Origin of the sequence: Pedobacter ginsengiterrae, from assembly GCF_039537385.1 — a bacterium.
Classification (GTDB): Bacteria; Bacteroidota; Bacteroidia; order Sphingobacteriales; family Sphingobacteriaceae; genus Pedobacter; species Pedobacter ginsengiterrae.
On sequence record NZ_BAABAK010000020.1, the window covers coordinates 212,980 to 232,901 of the forward strand.

Sequence of the window (19,922 nt, forward strand, 5' to 3'; positions counted from 1 at the left end):
ATATGGTAAATATAGCATTGATTGGTGCGGGTAAAATGGGCTTGTCTCATTTGTCTATTCTAGGTGCCCACCCCGATGTAAAAATTACAGGAGTTTGCGATACTTCGAAACTTGTTACAGATGTTTTAACAAGGTATTCAGGCTTCGATTGTTTTTCTGATTATAAGAAAATGATTAGTAAAACTAAACCTGATGCAGTATTTGTTGCTGTACCAACAAAGTTCCATGCGCCAATTATAAAAGATTTATTAGAACAGGGCATTCATGTTTTTGCAGAAAAACCTTTTGTTTTAAATGCCAAAGAAGGTTTGCCGCTTTTGGAATTGGTAAAACAAAAAGGGCTAATCAATCAGGTTGGTTACCATAACAAATTTGTAGGGACTTTTCAGGAGGTTAAAAAACTAATTCTGGATAAGGCAATTGGAGAGGTTTACCATTTCCAGGCAGAAGCTTATGGCCCAGTTGTAATTAAAAAGAAACAAGAAAGCTGGCGCTCAGTTGCATCAGAAGGCGGTGGTTGTTTAATGGATTATACTTCTCATGTTGTAGATCTTTTGAATCACTTGATTTCACCAGTAGAAGAGGTTTTCTCGAGCTTGGTTAAGCCTGTATTCTCAAATCAGGTAGATGATGCGGTTTATGCTTTATTAAAGCTGGAGAATAAGGTAACTGGTGTCCTTTCTGTTAACTGGAGTGATGATACTTACAGAAAAATGTCTACATCGATTACGATTTTGGGTACTGAAGGAAAAATTATCTGCGATTCCAGTGAACTTAAAGTTTACTTTAAAGCAGACACAAACAGAGCAGGGTATAGTAAAGGCTGGACCATTAAAAATGTAACCGACTTAACAGAAGAAGTTGATTTTTATTTAAGGGGTGAAGAATATTCTGCACAGGTTGACCATTTTGTTAAGTGTGTAGAAGGTAAGGCAGAAAATAATATTAACACATTTGCAATGGCATTTAAAACAGACCAGGCAATTGAAATGATAAGAGAAAAATCAGCGGTATAAGATGGATAGAATATTATTTGGCGATAACCAGTTTTTTGCGGTTAACCATATTTCAGATGAGAAATCAAGAGCGCAATCTATTAAGTTTAAAGATAATTCGGCGATTATTAAAACCCTTGATATCGCGATTGAATCGGGCATAAATACCTTTATGTGTACCACACATGATCGGATTTCTGATATTTGCGATACCATTAGGAAACATCCTGATCAATACAAAGATTTTAAAATCTTTCCATGCATGCCTTATGCACACAAGTACGCTAATGCGGTAACCGAACTTGGTATTTTAGGTACATTAAAAGAATATGTTCCAGGTAATTTCATTGGTTCTATGTTTAAGGGCGGTATGGCTTTTTTATCTAAAGATTATCTTTCGATGATGGAGTTACTGGTTGATGCAGAAATGAAAATGTTTAAAGGCATTAACACGCCAGTTATTTTTCTTCAAAATGTTGTAGTCGATTTATTGTTAGGTTTAGGGATGAAAGAGATTTTAATCGCGTTTCATGCCCATGTTAAAGCTAAGTACAATGCCGAAGCTGGTTATATTACCATGAATATGCCTAAACTTTTAGATGTATTGAATGAGGGTGGAATTGAAAATCCAATTATTTGTGCATCTATAAATAAGCAAGGTTTCAGAATGTCTGGCGGCAAAGAGCTTTACGAAAAAACATTAAGAGAACGTAAATTCAGAGCCATTGCCATGCAGGTATTTGGTGGTGGAGCAATTCCTGCAAAGGATGCCCTTGAATATGTTTGCGGGTTACCAAATATCGAATCTATTTTATTTGGCGCTTCTTCTAAAGCAAATATTGATGATACGGTATCAATAATCAAAGCATTTGATAAAAGTAAAGTATAGATTAAATTTTTGCAGCTTGAGATTCTAAATGTTTAGAAGATACATGAGCTGGAATTAAGCTTTTGTACGAAACAACATTTATAAATAAACCTGATAAGAACCAGCTTACATATGATATGTAAGCTGAAGATTCTAATTCAGACGTTAACATTGGTATAATAACGCCAATTTGAATTAAAAGTAATGTGAGGCAAAGTGTTTTGTTTTTGCCTGTAAGTTTTCTATACCATATCCAACAGGTTCTGATTAGATAAATATGTGCTGCGAGGTAAAGCGTAAGGCCAATAATACCTGTTTGTACGCCAATAATAATATATTGATTTTCGCCTCCAGTGCCACCACCAGTTGTTGAGGCTAAAACTCCAGATGCCCCAAGACCAAGGCCTAAAGGTTGCTTAACGATGGCTTCTATCCCTTCAAGCCAGGCAATAATATGCCCCACGCTAGAAGGGTTTGTGAAAGTGATGGTTTCGTAAATAAAATCGTACAGGTCGGGATGGAGTACAAATAGGAAAAAGATGAAATAAAGTACACCTGCTGCAACCATAAAATATATCGAGCGTAAAATGAGTTTATTTTTGGTAACCAGCGCATAAATGTAAATCATAATCAAATAGCTGGCTAACGATGCTCGCGATAGGGCAAATAATATGCTGAACTGGGTTGCAATAATTGCTAAAATGCCAATAGTATTCGGTTTGAATTTATATTGATCATTGGTGTAAAGGCCTGCAATTATAGACAATGAAATAAGTGTTGCCGCTCCAAATTCAATTGGATTTGCAAAAAAACTGGCAAACCTCTTTAGTCCTGTAGAGGTTTCAAATGTCCAGGAAAGACCATAATTTCCTTCAGGTTCTTGATTGTAATAGTAAAAATTAAAATCTGCGTATCCAGTTAAAGATTGGAAGTGCTGGCTGGTTAAAATCTCAAACACCAATAAAACAGATGCAAGAATAATAACGACCAGAAAAAACTGGAAATACTTGCTAATGTAGATTTCTTTGAGGCTAATCAACCTTCCTGTAAAATATACAAAAACAAAAAAAGTTGTGCTTTTAAAGGAAACTGCCTTTTCTAAGAATGGCAACGGACCCACGGGCAGAAAAACATATAAAAGCGTATAGACGAAGTAGGCTAATATAATATAGTCGATTGTTTGAAAACGAAATTTTCTTTTTAACTCCCAAACACTTATGCCCAATGCAACCAGGATAAGGAGCTCTTTTAAAGGCTGCATTAACGGTATTATGCCTTTAAAGCCAGATTGTAACGCAACCGATAAACTGGTGATGTAGATTGGTAACCCAAATATTAAGAAAACAAATATACCTTGCTTGTTTTTTGCAACGAGTTGCTTTAATGAGAAGAAAAAAGCGGATAAATATATAAAAGGAATTATAAACAAGGTGTTTCTACTTTGGTTTCAAATCTAATGAATTTCCTTTATGTTTGCAGAGATTCATGAAAGTTATCTATACGACCTGTACTTATAATCACATTGCCAGAGCATTTTCTTTAGCAGAATCTGTCGGTAAATTTCATCCAGAATGTAAGTTTATTATTTGCTTGATCGGAGAAATATCTTCAGAAGAAATAATGACTGCTCGTGGAGATCAAGACAAACGCTATGAAATTTTAAAAGCTTCAGATTTAAAAATTTCGTTCTTGCCCGAAATGTATTTAAAGTACAGCACGCTTGAATTAAATGCCGCTCTGAAGCCATATTTTGCTTACCACATATTTAACACGTGGAATGATGTGAGCGACATTGTGTTTTTTGATAGTGATATATTACTTTATGATCAGATAAATGTTATTTACGAAAAGTTAGTTACTCATAGTATTATCTTAACGCCGCATTCTTTAAGTTCGGTTGAAAGTGGTTATAGTTTTGATGATCGAAACTTTTTAAGTTCAGGGGTTTTTAACATCGGATTTTTTGCGGTTAAGAGAGATGAGAATGCTTTTGCCTTTCTGGATTGGTGGATGAAAAAGTTGAGGAACGAATGCTTTATCGATGTAAAAAACGGAATGTTTGCAGAGCAGCTTTGCTTAAATCTGGTTCCGATTTATTTTAAAGGGGTTCACATCTTGCGCCATTTAGGGTGCAATGTTGCGTACTGGAATCTGCATGAACGAATAATTGCTCCTGCTTCCTCTGGTTATACCGTTAATGGAAACGAATCGTTAATTTTCTATCATTTTAGTGGGGCTACGATGGATTGTTTAGAGGTAGATAGCTTATCTAAGCATCAAAACCGCTACAGTTTCACCAACAGGCCCGATGTTCGCCCATTATTTGAAGATTATATTAAGAGCTTAAAAGATCACAACTTTGATAAATACAACAGTTACTACAGCATTAATAATAGCATAAAAACAAAATCAAAGCTTCTCATCTTCATCGTAAATAATTACAAAAAAATTCATAAAAGAATCTTCCATAAATAACCGAAAAAGCCATTCGGTTTTACTCTGTAATAAAGCTTGTTGGCAAATTGTTTGATTTTTTTTTCAAATGGTATTATTGGCTTGTTTTTTGTGGATGTGGGATGATAATACAGGGTTTCGATCAATAATATTGGCTCCAAATTATATGTATTATAACCAGACTAGCTATATTTGAAACAACTTTACCCCATCAATGATTGAAAGCAATAGTACTTATTATAAGACAATAAGTATATTAATAGACCTTCTTCTTGTTAATCTTGCTGGATATCTGGGATACATCTATCTATACGGAAATTCTGATAGTAACGATGGGCATCAATTCAGTGTTTTGCATATTCTACTAATCAATTTTGTATGGTTTAATGTAACGCAAATCACCAAACTATATCAAGATATGTTTATCAAGGATGCAATTCCGACAATAAAGCAATCATTCTGGAGTTTGTTTTTTTTCTCAGTAGTTATAATCATCTTGGTTATCTATTTAAGAGATTTCAGCATTTCTTATAAGCTTTTAATTACTACTGGATTACTTTTTACACCCGTTTTCTTTGCTGGTAAAATTGGATTCTTATTATTAAGGAGATCCAAAAGATCTAAACTGATAAATTATAAAGATGTTGTAATTGTAGGTGCTGGCCCCTTGGGCCAGGATTTAAAGAGTTATCTAGATAAAAACCCTCATTTGGGTTATAAGGTTGTAGGTTTTTTTGATGATGCACTTGAAAAATTGGGTCAACGGTATATCCTTGGAAATGTTGATGAATGTATCGATTACGTAAAAGACAGTAATGTAAAAGAAATTTACTGTGCCTTGCCAGATCGGGCGTTAAAAAAAATTGATGTTTTAATGCGACAGGCAGATAAAGCGATGATTCGTTTTAAGCTGGTGCCAGATGTTAAGGATTATTTTAAGAAGAATGTAATGGTGCAGCTGTATGGGCATTTGCCTGTATTAAGCCCGCGAACAGAACCTCTGGAAACACTCAGTAACCAGGTTATAAAGCGAATTTTTGACGTTGTTTTTTCCATCCTGGTTGTTGTATTAGTTATGAGTTGGCTGGTTCCTCTTATGGCTATTCTAATTAAAATGGAATCGAAAGGCCCAGTATTTTTTAAACAACTTCGTTCGGGAAAGGATAACCAATCTTTTTATTGCCTGAAATTTAGAAGTATGTATGTAAATGGCGAAGCCGATACAAAGCAGGCTACTCCTAAAGATGTTCGTGTAACTAAAATTGGTGCTTTTATGCGTAAAAGCAGTATCGATGAAATGCCGCAGTTTTTTAATGTGCTTTTGGGTGAAATGTCGGTCGTAGGTCCCCGTCCTCACATGTTGCAGCATACAGCCGAATATTCTGCCTTAATCGATCAGTTTATGGTAAGGCATTTTCTTTTACCAGGCATTACTGGCTGGGCTCAGGTAAATGGTTTCAGAGGCGAAACCCGGGAAGATGGCTCAATGGAAGAAAGAGTTAAAGCTGATATCTGGTACTTAGAAAACTGGTCGTTATTACTCGATTTAAAAATTACCTTTTTAACCATTTGGCAAGTGCTTGTGGGGCATAAAAACGCAAATTAGAATTCCATAAGTCTAAATTTAATACAGAAATTTGATGATTTCTAAGACAAACCAAATTATTTTCCGTCCTTTGCGAAATCATTTTAATGAGAAAACTATGTTGATGAAGAAACTTTTACCCTTTTTATTCCTGATTTTTATTGCTAGCCAAACACAGGCTCAATCTCAATACCAACCCTATTCATATCAATTTTACCAAAAGCTTAATAGAGAAGTTTATAACCCTGAAACTCGTTTTCACAGTAGTTTAAAGCCTTTTTTTATTGATGATAGTTTATTGGTTGAACATGGTAAACAATTATTGAGTGTTGGAATTGATTCTACAAGGCATTCGTGGGTTAGCCGAAAAATATTTAATGAGCATTTAATAGACATTCAAAAACCCGAATATACTTTTTATGCAGATTTTTTACCTGATTTTCAAATCGGTAAAGATTTCTCTGGAAAGCAAAATCTATGGTTAAATACCCGTGGTTACCAGGTTGGTGGTACGGTTGGTAAGAAATTCTCTTTTTACACAAGCGGCTTTGAAAATCAAGGACAATTTGCAAAATATTATACTGAATATGCAAGAAGCATAAATGTTGTTCCAGGCCAATCTTATAATCGTGATTATGGGTCAAATTTTGGTAAAACATCATTAGATTGGTCTTATGTTACCGCATCAATTTCCTATACGCCAGTTAAATATTTAAACGTAACTGCTGGTTACGATAAAAACTTTATTGGTGATGGTTATCGTTCAATGCTTTTATCTGATGTTGCTTCTCCTTCCCCTTTTTTAAAGCTTACTGGAAATTTAGGTAACGTTCAATACATGGCATTATGGACTTCAATGCAAGATCCAAATATTCCAAAATTATCATATGATGCTGGAAACCGTAAAAAGGGTGGTGTTTTTCACTATTTAGATTGGAATGTAAATAATCGCCTATCTGTTGGGTTTTTTGATGCAATTATTTGGGGCGAAACCGATGATTTAGGAAATAAAAGAGGATTTGATTGGGGCTACGCGAATCCAATAATTTTCTTGCGTCCGGTTGAAGCTTCGAGTGGTTCACCTGATAACTCAATGATTGGTTTAACTGCAAAATATAAGTTATCAAAAGAAGTTATTGCTTACGGCCAATTTGCTCTTGATGAATTTGAGGCTAAAAATTTCTTTTCAAGTAATGGAAGTTCGAGAAATAAGTACGGATGGCAATTAGGTATTAGAGGTGCTGATATTTTCAAAATAGAAAACCTTAATTATTTGCTGGAGTATAATACTGCAAAACCGTATACATATACTGGGCGTACACCAATTGTTAGTTACACTTCTTATTCGGAGCCATTGGCGCACAGATTAGGTGCCAATTTCAGAGAGTTGCTTGGAATTGCAAATTATTCATATAAAAGATTTGATTTTACGGGCCAGTTGCAATATGCTAAATATGGTTTAAGTGTTAATGGCCAGGATTACGGTAAAGATCTTAGTATTCCTTACTACGATGCTAAAAACCAACTTGGTAATTATACTACTCAGGGTCTTCGTACAGATTTGTATTATGCAGAAGGAAGAGTGGCCTATATTATCAATCCAAAATATAACCTTCGCTTAGAATTGGGTGGTATTTACCGCAGAGAAAGTAATGCTGTTGGAACAAGTAATACAGGAATTATTACCTTCGGATTAAGAAGTTCATTCAGAAATCTTTATTCTGACTTTTAATAATATTTAATAAAAAGTAAAGGCCTCGTTTAAATTTTAAACGAGGCCTTTACTTTTAAATCTGGATTTATTATTATCCAACCATTGTATTTGTTGTGCGTTTAACCGCTACTTTTCTAACCGCTTCAATAATCGATGCTTTATCGTAACCACATTCTGCCCAAAGTTCAGCTTGTTCTCCGTGCTCGATAAACTCATCTGGGATCCCTAAACGAATTACACTTGCATTATAGTTATGATCGGCCATAAACTCTAATACAGCAGAGCCAACGCCACCTTGTAGAGAACCATCTTCTACCGTGATTATGTGTTTATATTTTGAGAAAACCTCATGAAGCATTTGCTCATCTAAAGGCTTAACAAAACGTAAATCGTAATGAGCTGGATAAATGCCTTCGCTATTTAATTCTGCACGGGCTTCAACGGCAAAATTTCCAACGTGGCCAATTGTTAAAATGGCAACTTCTTCGCCATCACATATTTTTCTGCCTTTACCAATTTCTAATGCTTTGAAAGGCCTTTTCCAATCGGGCATAACCCCGTTACCACGTGGGTAGCGAATAACAAACGGGCCAGCATTTTCTTGCTGAGCAGTAAACATTAAGTTGCGGAGCTCTTCCTCGTTCATTGGCGATGAAACCACTAAATTCGGAATGCAGCGCATATAAGCAATATCGTATGCGCCATGATGTGTTGCACCATCAGCGCCAGCCAAACCAGCTCTATCTAAACAAAAAACTACATTTAGTTTTTGTATGGCTACATCATGAATTACCTGATCGTAAGCTCTTTGCATAAAGCTCGAGTAAATATTACAAAAAGGCACCAACCCTTGCGCAGCTAAACCTGCTGAAAAAGTAACCGCATGTTGCTCTGCGATACCCACATCAAAAGCTCTGGTGGGCATTGCTTTCATCATAATGTTTAACGATGAGCCAGACGGCATTGCAGGCGTAATCCCAACAATTTTGGCATTAGCTTCAGCCAGTTCTACCATGGTATGCCCGAAAACATCCTGGTATTTTGGTGGCTGCGGTTTATCTGCTATACTTTTTTTAATCTCGCCCGTAATCTTATCAAAAAGACCTGGTGCATGCCATTTTGTTTGGTCTTTTTCGGCTAAGGCAAAGCCCTTACCTTTTACGGTAATGCAATGCAATAACTTAGGTCCAGGAATTTCCTTTAAGTCTTTTATAATTGATGCCAAGCGTTTAACATCATGGCCATCAACAGGACCGAAATATCTAAAGTTTAAAGCTTCGAATAAATTGCTTTGTTTAAGAAGTGTTCCTTTTATACTTTTCTCAATCTTCTTAACATATTTATGTGCATTTGGGCCAAGCTTAGAAAGTCCAGCTAACACATTAGAAATATCATCGCGAAAGCGGTTGTAAGATTTTGAGGTTGTAATGCTTGTTAAATATTCTTTTAATGCACCAACGTTAGGATCGATAGACATGCAGTTATCATTCAAGATTACTAACACATTGCTATTTTCTATTCCTGCATGGTTTAAGCCTTCAAAAGCTAAACCTGCTGTCATTGCGCCATCGCCAATAACGGCAACGTGTTGTCGATCTGTTTCACCTTTAATTTGAGAGGCAACAGCCATACCTAAAGCTGCTGAAATAGAAGTAGATGAGTGACCAACACCAAATGTGTCGTATTCGCTCTCACTTATTTTCGGAAAACCACTTATGCCTTTATAAATACGGTTAGTATGGAAAAGTTCGCGGCGACCAGTTAGTATTTTATGACCATAAGCCTGATGGCCAACATCCCAAACTAACTTATCATAAGGCGTGTTTAATGCATAATGTAAGGCAACTGTTAATTCGACAACACCTAGGCTCGAGCCAAAATGCCCTCCGTTTACACTCACAACATCGATAATGTATTGACGTAATTCCTGGCTTATTTGCTCTAAGTCAGCTTCACTATATTGCTTTAAGTCAGCAGGATAGTTAATTTTAGATAATAGGGGACCAGCTTTTACTTGCATTCGGTATTTTGGGTAAAAAACAAGATACAAAGAAAGGTATTTTTGTTTTAATATTTAAGAAAAAAACATTCAATAACTACAACAGCTGATGAACAGGTAAAATTAGTCGATAATCAGTGGCAAATCGTTGAGTAAGATATATTTTTAACAAACCAGGAATTAAATTGTGTTCGATAATTTATTAAGTTTGTTTTAGAGATGCAAACTGAGAATTTTGAAATTAAACTTCCCGTTTTCGAAGGCCCATTCGATTTATTATTATTTTTTATCGAACGCGATGAACTTAATATTCAGGATGTAGAAATTTCAAAAATTACTAACGACTTTTTATCCTACATTCATAAGTTGTTGGGTTTAAATGTTGAGGTAGCTAGTGAGTTTATTCTCGTTGCGGCAACCCTAATGCGCATAAAATCTAAAATGCTTCTACCGAGGATTGAAATTGATGAAGCTGGAAATGAGATTAATCCAGAGCAAGATTTAATTGCCCGACTAATTGCATATAAACAATTTAAATCGGCTGCCGAAGAGCTTAGGTTTTTTGAGGATGCCAGAATGCAGCAGGAGCGAAGAGGTAATATCGAAAATGATTTAACGCTTGCCGCAGAATCCTCCACTCATCAAGACGAACTTTTATCGCTAGATTTATATAAACTACTTATGGTTTACCACAGAACCATGCAGAAATATGAGCTGCGAAGCCAGGAGGTTAAGCATACTGTTGTTCAATATCCATATACAATTGAGCAGCAGAAACATTTTATATCTAATCTTTTAGATATTAACAAGCAAATCGATTTTGCTATGGTGCTTAAGAATTCGGAGAATAAAGTACATTTTGTTTATAATTTCCTGGCCATTTTAGAAATGTTGCAACAACAAATCGTTGAGATAACCATTGGGAGCGGCTTTAATAACTTTAATGTAAAAGCAGTTGACTAATACGGCCTTAGTTAATTTCAAAATTGTTACTTTTGCCAAAAAAATAACAAACCTATTTTAAGGATGAAACGTGATAACCAAATTTTTGAACTTATTGATAAGGAATTAGACCGCCAAGAGCACGGTTTAGAACTTATTGCATCAGAAAACTTTGTAAGCAAGCAGGTTATGGAAGCCGCTGGCTCAGTATTAACCAATAAATATGCAGAAGGCTTACCAGGTAAACGCTATTATGGCGGCTGCCAGGTTGTAGATGTTGTAGAGCAAATTGCTATCGATAGAGCGAAAGAATTATTTGGTGCTGCGTGGGTTAATGTACAGCCACATTCTGGTGCGCAGGCCAATGCTGCTGTAATGTTAGCTGTTATTCAACCAGGCGATAAAATTTTAGGTTTCGATCTTTCGCATGGCGGTCATTTAACTCACGGTTCTCCAGTAAATTTTTCAGGAAAATTGTATCAGCCATTTTTCTACGGTGTAGATAAAGAAACTGGTTTAATCGATTATAAAAAATTAGAAGAAGTTGCCCTAGCAGAAAAACCAAAATTAATTATTTGTGGTGCTTCGGCTTATTCTCGTGAGTGGGATTACGCTTTCATCCGTTCTGTTGCTGATAAAATTGGTGCTTTGGTTTTAGCTGATATTTCACACCCGGCAGGTTTAATTGCTAAAGGTTTATTGGCAAATCCACTACCTCATTGCCATATTGTAACTACTACTACTCACAAAACTTTACGTGGTCCTCGTGGTGGTATGATTATGATGGGTAAAGATTTTGAGAATCCATGGGGCTTAAAAACACCAAAGGGCGAAACTCGTATGATGAGTAACTTGCTTGATATGGCTGTTTTTCCAGGTACTCAAGGCGGCCCGCTAGAACACATTATTGCGGCTAAAGCAATTGCTTTTGGTGAAGCATTAAGCGATGAGTATGGTGTTTACATTAAACAAGTTGCAGCCAATGCACAAGCTATGGCTAAAGCTTTTGTAGCTAAGGGCTATGGCATTATTTCTGGAGGAACAGATAATCACTTAATGTTAATCGACCTTCGTAATAAAAATATAACTGGTAAACTTGCTGAAAATGCTTTAGAGAAAGCAGAAATTACCGTAAACAAAAACATGGTTCCTTTTGATGATAAATCACCATTTGTAACTTCAGGTATCCGTGTTGGAACTGCTGCAATTACCACTCGTGGTTTAAAAGAAGCAGAGATGGAAAAAATTGTTGATTTAATCGATCAGGTTTTAACAAACCCAGAAGATGAAGCTAATTTAAACGCAGTGAAAGCTGAAGTTATTAAGTTAGTAAGCACTTTCCCGCTTTATAAATAATATCTCTTTTTTGTTTACAACAAGGCCCTTTTTCATAATTGAACAAGGGCCTTGTTATAAATTATTATTTTTAATATTTAGGTTTTGCGGATGAAGAAATTCTATATTCTATTTTTTATAATACTATTTATTTCCTGCAAGAAAGAGATAAAATTACCCCGAAGTTTTAAAAACATATTAATTCTTGGCAATAGCATAACCATACATGTTCCCGATGCCTCAATTGGCTGGTATGGCAATTGGGGCATGGCAGCTACGTCTAAAGACAAAGATTATGTTCATGTTCTAGAGAAATTAACAAGGGCGTCGATACAACCAGTTAACATTTCAGGATGGGAGAATAGTCCGCTAACGTTCGATTTATCGATTTTAGATAAACATTTGCTTAATAACCCAGATTTGGTGTTGATTAGGCTGGGAGAAAACATCAGAGATCCTAAGAATTTGTATCCATCGTTAGAGGCTTTACTAAATAAAATAAAAACCAGTAGTCCTGCTTCTAAAATTATGATTACAGGAACATTTTGGTTAAATACTCATGTAACTGCCATTTTGGAAGATTTTGCCAATCAGAATGGATTAATGTTTGTGCCATTATCGCATTTAGCGAGAAACGAAAATATATCTTTTATCGGAGATTTAATCAAAGGGGAGGATGGGCTTATCCACTCGGTAACTAACCAGGAGGTAGCAGATCATCCTGGAGATGCGGGCATGCAAAAAATTGCTGAAGCTATAGCTTTAAAGATTGAAGAGCTAAACTTAAAGTCTTTTTAAAAGTAAAGGGCCGATATTCTTTTGAAGAAATATCGACCCTTACCATCTAAATTAACGCTCTCGAATATATAAACGCTATGAAATATAATTTGTTTTATCAAAAGTGAAAAAAATTAATAATTTTCGTAACAACCTAAAGATGAGGGAAAAATTCTTGTTATGTTATTTAAATCATGATTCAGGTAAAGATTAAAATAAACATCTGCGGATAAATCAAGTCCTTTTTTTAAAGCTGGACTATTATTCAGTAATGCAAAATTACCTTGACTGGAAGAAGCAAACAAGGGATCGATATTAATCATATTGCCATTGTTGTTATAGCCTGTATTTGTAGTCTTAATTAAATTGCTGAAAAGGTTTGATTGAACGATTGCCGTGCTTTTCTTTTGAATATCTAACTCATTAGTTAAGCTACCCCAAATAATATTATTGGTTAAATTTAACTGTAAATTGTTAAAAGCCTTAGTTGTTAGGTAATCAGAGAAAGTTAAAGCTGCGGTTTTTCTTGGGAAATTTAGGTTAAAACCTGCAAAGGTATTTTGCTTCAAGTTATAGTTTCCTCCGCCGATGGCGTATATTAAATAATTGCCGCAATTATGCATTAGATTATTAAAAGCTAATAATTCTGAATGGTAACCAATGTAAGCCGCAACCTGCATATTTTTAACTATGCTATTGGTTAAAATTAACTTGGGCGTATTATTTGCCGATAAAGAATCGGATGTAATGCCAACTGAGGCATTTTTAAGAATTGCATTTTTAATTACTCCAGTTCCGCTCGACTTGAGATAAATTCCTTTCCACTGGCCAGGCTGATCGCTGTAAACGGTTTCTAATCTGTCGCTACAGAACTCTATCGGCTCTGAAACTGTTCCCGAAGCGTATAACGAACCTTCAACATTCATAATCGCATCTTTGTGAAAGTAAATTTTGGCCCCAGGCTGTATGTTTAATGTCGAACCATTTTTTATTGTTACTGAACCATTTATAATATAAGGTAAGTTTTTGTTCCAGATGGTATTTGTAGTAATACTTTGATTATTTATAAACACAGCATTTTGTCCGTAAGCTTCAAGTTGGATAACTTGTCTGTTTCCGTTTGTAATTAAAACTATAGAATCTTTTACCAGAAAAGATAAGCTTTTCGAATCTGGATTTATCGTAACCTTAACAAATAGGTTTAAAGAATCCTGACCATTTAAAATTAGATTGGTTTGGGAAGGTAGATTTTGTCCGTTAATGTTTATACTGAAAGGAGAAGAGTTACCACCTGAGAGTTTGATCTCTGAAATATTTAACGCATCGTTGTTTTTGTTTGATATTTTGATTTTTCTAACTGTAGAGCCGATTGATGTAAAAACGGTATCGAATAAAATGGCATTGCTCGAGAAACTTAACTTAGCATTGGGATCGGTTGTAATGCGTTCATCCTTTCGGCAGGCCGAAATTAAGATTAACAATAAAAAAACTCCAATTATTGAACGCATAATCCAAATATGAGAAAATTATTCAGCGAAAGCGAGTGCGGCAATACTAACTTTTGCTGCCCCGTTTTCTAAAAGCGTATTTGCACATGCTTCCAATGTTGCGCCAGTTGTAATTACATCATCAACCAATAGAATATGTTTTTCCTTAATATTTTCTGGTTTGTTTATCTTGAAAACTGCTTTCATATTTTCGTAACGGTTATATCTGCTTTTCCTGGTTTGGCTTTCTGTAGAAATCGCTCGGACTAAAATATTTTCAGAAAACGAAACTTCCATTTTAGCTGATACGCCTTCTGCTATAAAAGTACTTTGGTTGTAGCCTCGTAGTTTAAGTTTCTTTTGGTGCAATGGGACTGGGATTATTAAATCAATATCTTGATAAATTGGTGCATTCTTTAATCTTTCTCCAAGTAAATTGCCAAGTAAAATACCAACCTCAGTTTTTCCATTATATTTAAGATTATGAATCAGGTTTTGAACTTTGGCTCCTTTCCTGAAATATAACATAGCCATTACTGCGTTTATGGGCAATCGCCCCCAAAGTTGTTTAGCTACTCTATTTTCGGCATGATGATGATCATCTGTAAAGGGTAAATTATAAGCATTTCGTGCAAATTAAATGTTCGGCACTAAAAAGTGGCGTTCCACAGGCATTGCAAAGATTTGGAAATAGCAATCCGATTAAATCAGAGCTCCATTGCTGCAACCATATTTTATTTGATTTAGCGATTCCCATATAATTATAAATAAGCCGCAATTTGAAATATTGCCTATTTAAATATAGTGTTTCTTCGGGTAGATTTAAAAATGACTGTAAAACTTGTAGTCATTACCCTCAATGTGTGGAGAAACTCCACAATTTGATTTTTCTGGCACACCATTAAATTACTGAAAATCAAATAGTTGATTTGTTTGACCTGCTTTGGCATTATTATGAAACATTAGCAAGTATTGTTACACATATTAAATTTTAAAAATCATACTATGAAAAAGTTCATTTTATCAGCTACATTTTTAGCGTTCGCAGGGTTCTCAGCAGTACAAGCAAGTGAAGTAAAAGATTTAAAAACTACTGCAATTGTTGCAGTTCAAGATAGTGCAGTAAAAACTCCAGTTAAATTGGAAGAATTACCTGAGCCAGTAACAACAGCATTAAAATCTGATGCTTATAAAGGCTGGACCGCAACAGAAGCTTGGTCGGTTAAAGAAGGTGCAAAAGAGTACTATTTAATTAACGTTAAAAAAGAAGCAGAAACAGGTTCTGTGAAAATTGACAAAGACGGTAAACCAGTTCAATAATCAATTTCAAATATATAATAAGCCTTTAAGGCATAATTAACATAAGCGTAGCCTCCGTGCTACGCATCAAATAAAAACTATAACCATGAAAAAATTAATTTTATCAGCTGCGTTCTTAGCATTTGCAGGATTCTCAGCAGTACAAGCGAGCGAAGTAAATACAATTAAAAATGCTGCAATTGTTGCAGTTCAAGATAGTGCAGTAAAAACTCCAGTTAAATTGGAAGAATTACCTGAGCCAGTTACAACAGCATTAAAATCTGATGCTTATAAAGGCTGGACCGCAACCGAAGCTTGGTCGGTTAAAGAAGGAGCAAAAGAATATTACCTAATCAATGTTAAAAAAGAAGCAGAAACAGGTTCTGTGAAAATTGATAAAGACGGTAAACCAGTTCAATAACCCTCAAAAATTTCATCTACCTTAATAGAAAGGCCAGTTTTTAACTGGCTTTTCTTATTTTTGTTGTATGGCGAGAATCCTGATTCTAGAAGACGATACAACATTTGCTCAATTACTTGAAGGTTTTTTAACTAAAAACAAACATGAGGTTACGCTCGTAACTCATATTAAGCAATCTTTTAAATTAATCGAAAATCAGGAATTCGATTTGCTTTTAATTGATTATCGTTTGCCCGACGGAATCGGTTTCGAAGTTTTAACCCATGTCAGAGATTTGGGACTTTCTATCCCGATTATTATCATGACAAGCTTTAACGATGTTCGTACAGCAGTAAAATCTATACAACTTGGTGCTTTCGATTACATAACAAAACCAGTAAATCCAGATGAACTTTTAATGGTTATCAAAAATTCTTTAACTAAAAAGGATTCGAAAGACATTATAGTTGAAAAAGTTGATTCTGATTTAATTAGAGGCAAAAGCGCAATTGCCGACAGATTATATGAACATATTGCATTAGTTGCTCCGACAGATATGTCGGTAATTATTCAAGGTGAAAGTGGAACGGGAAAAGAATTTGCCGCCAGAACCCTTCATCAGCAAAGTAAACGTGCTGGTAAACCCTTCGTAGCCATCGATTGTGGTGCTTTATCGAAAGATTTGGCTGCAAGCGAATTATTTGGGCATGTAAAAGGTGCATTTACTGGTGCTTTAAGCGATAAAAAAGGTCAGTTTGAAGCCGCAAACGGCGGAACTATCTTTTTAGATGAAGTTGGGAACCTAAGTTATGAGGTTCAGATAAAGTTGCTGCGGGCTTTACAGGAGAGGGTAATTCAACCTTTAGGTAGTACGAAACAAGTCGCTGTTGATGTGCGGATTATTACGGCCACAAACGACGATTTAAATAACAGTATTCAACAGGGCGAATTTAGAGAGGATTTATATCATCGATTAAATGAATTTAAAATTCAGTTACCTGCCTTGCGGGATCGAGGTTCTGATTTGGAATTATTTATCAATCATTTTATACAGCTATCTAATCGGGATTTAGATAGAAATGTTAAAAGTATTTCAGCTGATGCAAAATCGTTATTGCTTAATTACGACTGGCCAGGTAATTTACGGGAATTAAGTAATGTAATTAAACGAATGGTTTTATTAAGTCCAGGCGATATTGCGCAGGTTAATGCATTGCCTGATGAAATGACCATTGCGGTTAATCAGCAAACTTTGCCAGGCAGTTCATCAGATTTGAAAGCTGTAAATGAACAGAACGAAAAAACTTTGATTGCAGAAACACTAATCAAGGCAAAATATAATAAATCAAAGGCAGCAAAAATGCTTAATATCGACCGAAAAACACTTTACGCGAAGATGGAACGATATGGGATTGAGTAATTCTTAACTTCACCGTACAAGAAAAAATGCAAGGAGGGTTTATTGTTCTTCGCGAATCTTTGCATTAAGGTTAGCTTTATTTGCGGTTATTTAAACCATATAATCCATTTCTTCCATAACTTTTATCAAGGCATTCAACTTCTTCAACTGCAGCAAAATTTCTTCTTTATGCTGATTTGTAATTCCTTGTTCAGCTACTTCTATTTCAAGTATTCTAAATGCGTGTGCTAAAGTTTTAGAGCCCATTTGTGCGGTTCTGCCAGCAAGTCGATGAACAAGTAATCTCGTTTTATCCTGGTTATTTTCATCGAGATAAATTTTTAATTCAGCAGCATCATCAATGCAATCTTGTTTAAAACGGTTGAGAATTTTCTCCAGCATTTGCTGGTCGCCGAAAGTCATTTTCTCAATTGATGAAAAATCGAATTCAGGTTGTTCGGTAATAATTTCTGTTTTATCAAAAATTGATAATAAATCTACCGTCTGAAAAGGTTTCATAATTAAACCATCAAAGCCCTCGCTTAAAACCATTTTACGTTCTTCAGGTAAAACCTGAGCTGTAATGGCGTAAAACTTAATGTTTTTTGGAAGTTTTCTCTTTAAGATGTGGCAAAGCTCCAAGCCCGTCATTTCAGGTAGGCGCATATCAACAAGTACATATTTCAAATCGTCAAGCGGTGTTTCGTTTAAAATGTCGGCCACCAAACTAAAACTTTTATAAGGGATTTTATTCTTCTCGAAAATTAAACCACATAAATCCAAGATTAATTTATCATCATCAATTATCCAAACCGTACCTGGATTTACAATTGTATAATGATCCAAGTCTAGCAGGTCATTTGTGCGTTCTTCAGTTTCTTTATAAGTTAAATAAATATTAAAGGTTGTACCTAAACCTGGCTTGCTTTTTACATGAATGCGGCCACCCTGTGCTTCGATTAGTGACTTAACAATAGGTAAGCCTAAACCTGTTCCAGTTTGATTAATTACATATTTTTCAGGCGATTCAATTTGTTCGAATTCATTAAATATTTTCGGAATATCCTTTTCTTCAAAACCTATTCCAGTATCTTTTATTGTAAATTGAAAATGTAAGCTATCTTGTTGTTTCTTGCATGATACAGCTAAATTAATCTGGCCTTTTAGCGTAAATTTCACAGCATTGCCTAAAATGTTAAACAAGATTTGTTTCAATCTAAAGGCATCGCCTTTAACAAATTCAACATGGTCTAAATCTAAGTCGGTAATTAATTTAAGCGATTTCTGTTCGGCAAGAGGGCGCATTACAGAGGTAACTTCATCCAAAATTTTTCTAATATCAAATACCTGGTTATTAAAGCTAAACTCTCCCGAAATAATTCGGTTATAATCTAAAACCTCGTTTACAATCTGTAACAAATGGATGGAAGACTGATAAATTGCATCGATGTCTTTTTTCTTAGGATTTTCTTGTTGTGTGATCAGTTCGGCGTAACCCAGTATTGATTGTAAAGGCGTACGAATTTCGTGGCTCATATTCGAAAGAAAACGCTGTTTGGCTTTGCCATGATATTCGGCTTCGTCTTTAGCAGCCTCCAGTTCTTTTCTATATTTATTGCTCTTGGTAATATCGGTTAAAATGAGATAAAGTAAAATAACAGTAATCAAAAAGAATGCAATAATTATTGTTGTAATTTGGGTGATACCATCGTTAACCACCTGCTTCGCTTGTATGCCATTTAAATCTACTTGTGTTACCGCTTGCGCTTCAACCTCTCTCAAAATTTGCAGCATTTGATTGGTTAAAGTATTACTGGCATTCGATAAATCAGCTTCACGTTTTAAAAATTTCTCACTTTTTTGCCGCTGTTCTTTTTCAATGGTTTTTAAAGAGCCAGTCATGCTTTTCATAATGCTGTCTTCGGCCTTGGCGTTTAAAGTATCGCGTTTTACCTTAAACTCTTCATTAATAATTTTGTAAACATCGGCTTTCTTTTTGCCAAATAACTTGCTCAAAAAGCCTCTCGATTTTTCTTCTTCTTCGGGTGCAACGGTAGTGGTAGAGGTTGTGGTTTCAGTTGTTAAAACTGCGCTATCTGTTTGTCTGGTTCGAGTGGTAACCAGTTCATTTAATTTCTGAACCTCGTCAGAGAAAGATTTAGTATTAACCAGCGTTTCACGAACTTTTAAATAAGAAATAAATTGTTTATCTCTTTCTACGAGTAGATTTTTGATGGATTTTATTCGTACCAGTTGCAGCGAATCGCCATTATATAACTTACTTAAAGTATCTAAACTCGATCTTAATTTTCGCGATTCTTTAAGGAAACTGTTATTGTTTTGCTTATTAAAAGCTTCATCGCGTTGCAGCTGATCTAACCTCGCAATTTTATGCGATAAATCGTTTACAATTCTTAATCGATCATTTGGGGCAGAAATTTCTTCAACCGTATTCAGCATTCTGGTAAAAGCAAACTTGCTTATTCCCCAAGCCAAAAGCAAGGCAAAACAGGCGAATAAAAAACCAATAATCACTTTACTTTTTATTGCCCTGAAAAAACGTTTCTGAATAACGGCCGCCATTAATATTTAGATTCTGTCGTACTATTTAACGTAAGTTTTCGCCAAAAAGACATATTGAACTAATTAATACAATTACCTAACCTAA

Annotated in this window: 16 protein-coding genes; 11 read left to right on the top strand and 5 right to left on the bottom strand. The window is 35.2% G+C overall.

Going from position 1 to position 19,922, the window contains the following annotated elements; all coding sequences use genetic code 11:
• The first annotated feature begins 2 nt into the window (after positions 1-2).
• Both ABD692_RS19615 and ABD692_RS19620 read left to right on the top strand, forming a co-directional pair.
• Positions 3-1,016, top strand: coding sequence for a Gfo/Idh/MocA family protein (locus ABD692_RS19615; protein ID WP_344769692.1), 1,014 nt, complete (start codon positions 3-5; stop codon positions 1,014-1,016).
• A gap of 1 nt (position 1,017) precedes the next feature.
• Positions 1,018-1,884: an aldo-keto reductase family protein gene (locus tag ABD692_RS19620; protein ID WP_344769694.1), complete on the top strand. Its 867-nt coding sequence runs from the start codon at positions 1,018-1,020 to the stop codon at positions 1,882-1,884.
• Position 1,885: 1 nt separating this feature from the next.
• On the opposite strand, the gene ABD692_RS19625 is transcribed toward ABD692_RS19620, so the two are convergent.
• On the bottom strand, positions 1,886-3,124 hold the full coding sequence (locus tag ABD692_RS19625) for an O-antigen ligase family protein (RefSeq protein WP_344769696.1): 1,239 nt from the start codon (positions 3,122-3,124) through the stop codon (positions 1,886-1,888).
• A 224-nt stretch (positions 3,125-3,348) separates the two neighbouring features.
• On the opposite strand from ABD692_RS19625, the gene ABD692_RS19630 reads away from it, so the two are divergent.
• From ABD692_RS19630 to ABD692_RS19640, 3 genes are all read left to right on the top strand, one after another.
• Positions 3,349-4,338, top strand: coding sequence for a hypothetical protein (locus ABD692_RS19630; protein WP_344769698.1), 990 nt, complete (start codon positions 3,349-3,351; stop codon positions 4,336-4,338).
• 193 nt (positions 4,339-4,531) lie between these two features.
• A complete protein-coding gene (locus ABD692_RS19635; RefSeq protein WP_344769700.1) occupies positions 4,532-5,923 on the top strand; it encodes an undecaprenyl-phosphate glucose phosphotransferase in 1,392 nt (463 codons plus the stop codon).
• 103 nt (positions 5,924-6,026) lie between these two features.
• Positions 6,027-7,634: a gliding motility protein RemB gene (locus tag ABD692_RS19640; protein ID WP_344769702.1), complete on the top strand. Its 1,608-nt coding sequence runs from the start codon at positions 6,027-6,029 to the stop codon at positions 7,632-7,634.
• Between the two features lie 73 nt (positions 7,635-7,707).
• On the opposite strand, the gene dxs is transcribed toward ABD692_RS19640, so the two are convergent.
• Positions 7,708-9,636 carry a 1-deoxy-D-xylulose-5-phosphate synthase gene (gene dxs, locus ABD692_RS19645; protein ID WP_316762986.1) on the bottom strand — a complete coding sequence of 643 codons (1,929 nt, stop codon included), beginning with the start codon at positions 9,634-9,636 and terminating at the stop codon, positions 7,708-7,710.
• Between the two features lie 198 nt (positions 9,637-9,834).
• On the opposite strand from dxs, the gene ABD692_RS19650 reads away from it, so the two are divergent.
• From ABD692_RS19650 to ABD692_RS19660, 3 genes are all read left to right on the top strand, one after another.
• Positions 9,835-10,578, top strand: coding sequence for a segregation and condensation protein A (locus tag ABD692_RS19650; RefSeq protein ID WP_316762981.1), 744 nt, complete (start codon positions 9,835-9,837; stop codon positions 10,576-10,578).
• 63 nt (positions 10,579-10,641) lie between these two features.
• Entirely contained in the window at positions 10,642-11,913 is a 1,272-nt protein-coding gene (glyA, locus tag ABD692_RS19655) for a serine hydroxymethyltransferase (RefSeq protein WP_316762979.1), read from the top strand.
• A 90-nt stretch (positions 11,914-12,003) separates the two neighbouring features.
• Entirely contained in the window at positions 12,004-12,690 is a 687-nt protein-coding gene (locus ABD692_RS19660; protein ID WP_344769704.1) for an SGNH/GDSL hydrolase family protein, read from the top strand.
• A 113-nt stretch (positions 12,691-12,803) separates the two neighbouring features.
• Here ABD692_RS19660 and ABD692_RS19665 read toward each other — a convergent pair whose 3' ends face one another.
• Entirely contained in the window at positions 12,804-14,177 is a 1,374-nt protein-coding gene (locus tag ABD692_RS19665; RefSeq protein ID WP_344769706.1) for a hypothetical protein, read from the bottom strand.
• 18 nt (positions 14,178-14,195) lie between these two features.
• Positions 14,196-14,708 (bottom strand): ComF family protein, encoded by a 513-nt coding sequence (locus tag ABD692_RS19670; protein WP_344769708.1) that lies wholly within the window; start codon positions 14,706-14,708, stop codon positions 14,196-14,198.
• Between the two features lie 453 nt (positions 14,709-15,161).
• On the opposite strand from ABD692_RS19670, the gene ABD692_RS19675 reads away from it, so the two are divergent.
• From ABD692_RS19675 to ABD692_RS19685, 3 genes are all read left to right on the top strand, one after another.
• Positions 15,162-15,476, top strand: coding sequence for a hypothetical protein (locus ABD692_RS19675; protein WP_344769711.1), 315 nt, complete (start codon positions 15,162-15,164; stop codon positions 15,474-15,476).
• Positions 15,477-15,561: 85 nt separating this feature from the next.
• Positions 15,562-15,876: a hypothetical protein gene (locus ABD692_RS19680; RefSeq protein WP_265799702.1), complete on the top strand. Its 315-nt coding sequence runs from the start codon at positions 15,562-15,564 to the stop codon at positions 15,874-15,876.
• Between the two features lie 67 nt (positions 15,877-15,943).
• Positions 15,944-17,275, top strand: a complete 1,332-nt coding sequence (locus ABD692_RS19685; RefSeq protein ID WP_344769714.1) for a sigma-54-dependent transcriptional regulator — start codon at positions 15,944-15,946, stop codon at positions 17,273-17,275.
• 90 nt (positions 17,276-17,365) lie between these two features.
• Here the strand turns inward: ABD692_RS19685 and ABD692_RS19690 are convergent, their stop codons facing one another.
• Entirely contained in the window at positions 17,366-19,837 is a 2,472-nt protein-coding gene (locus tag ABD692_RS19690; RefSeq protein ID WP_344769716.1) for a hybrid sensor histidine kinase/response regulator, read from the bottom strand.
• Positions 19,838-19,922 lie beyond the last annotated feature (85 nt).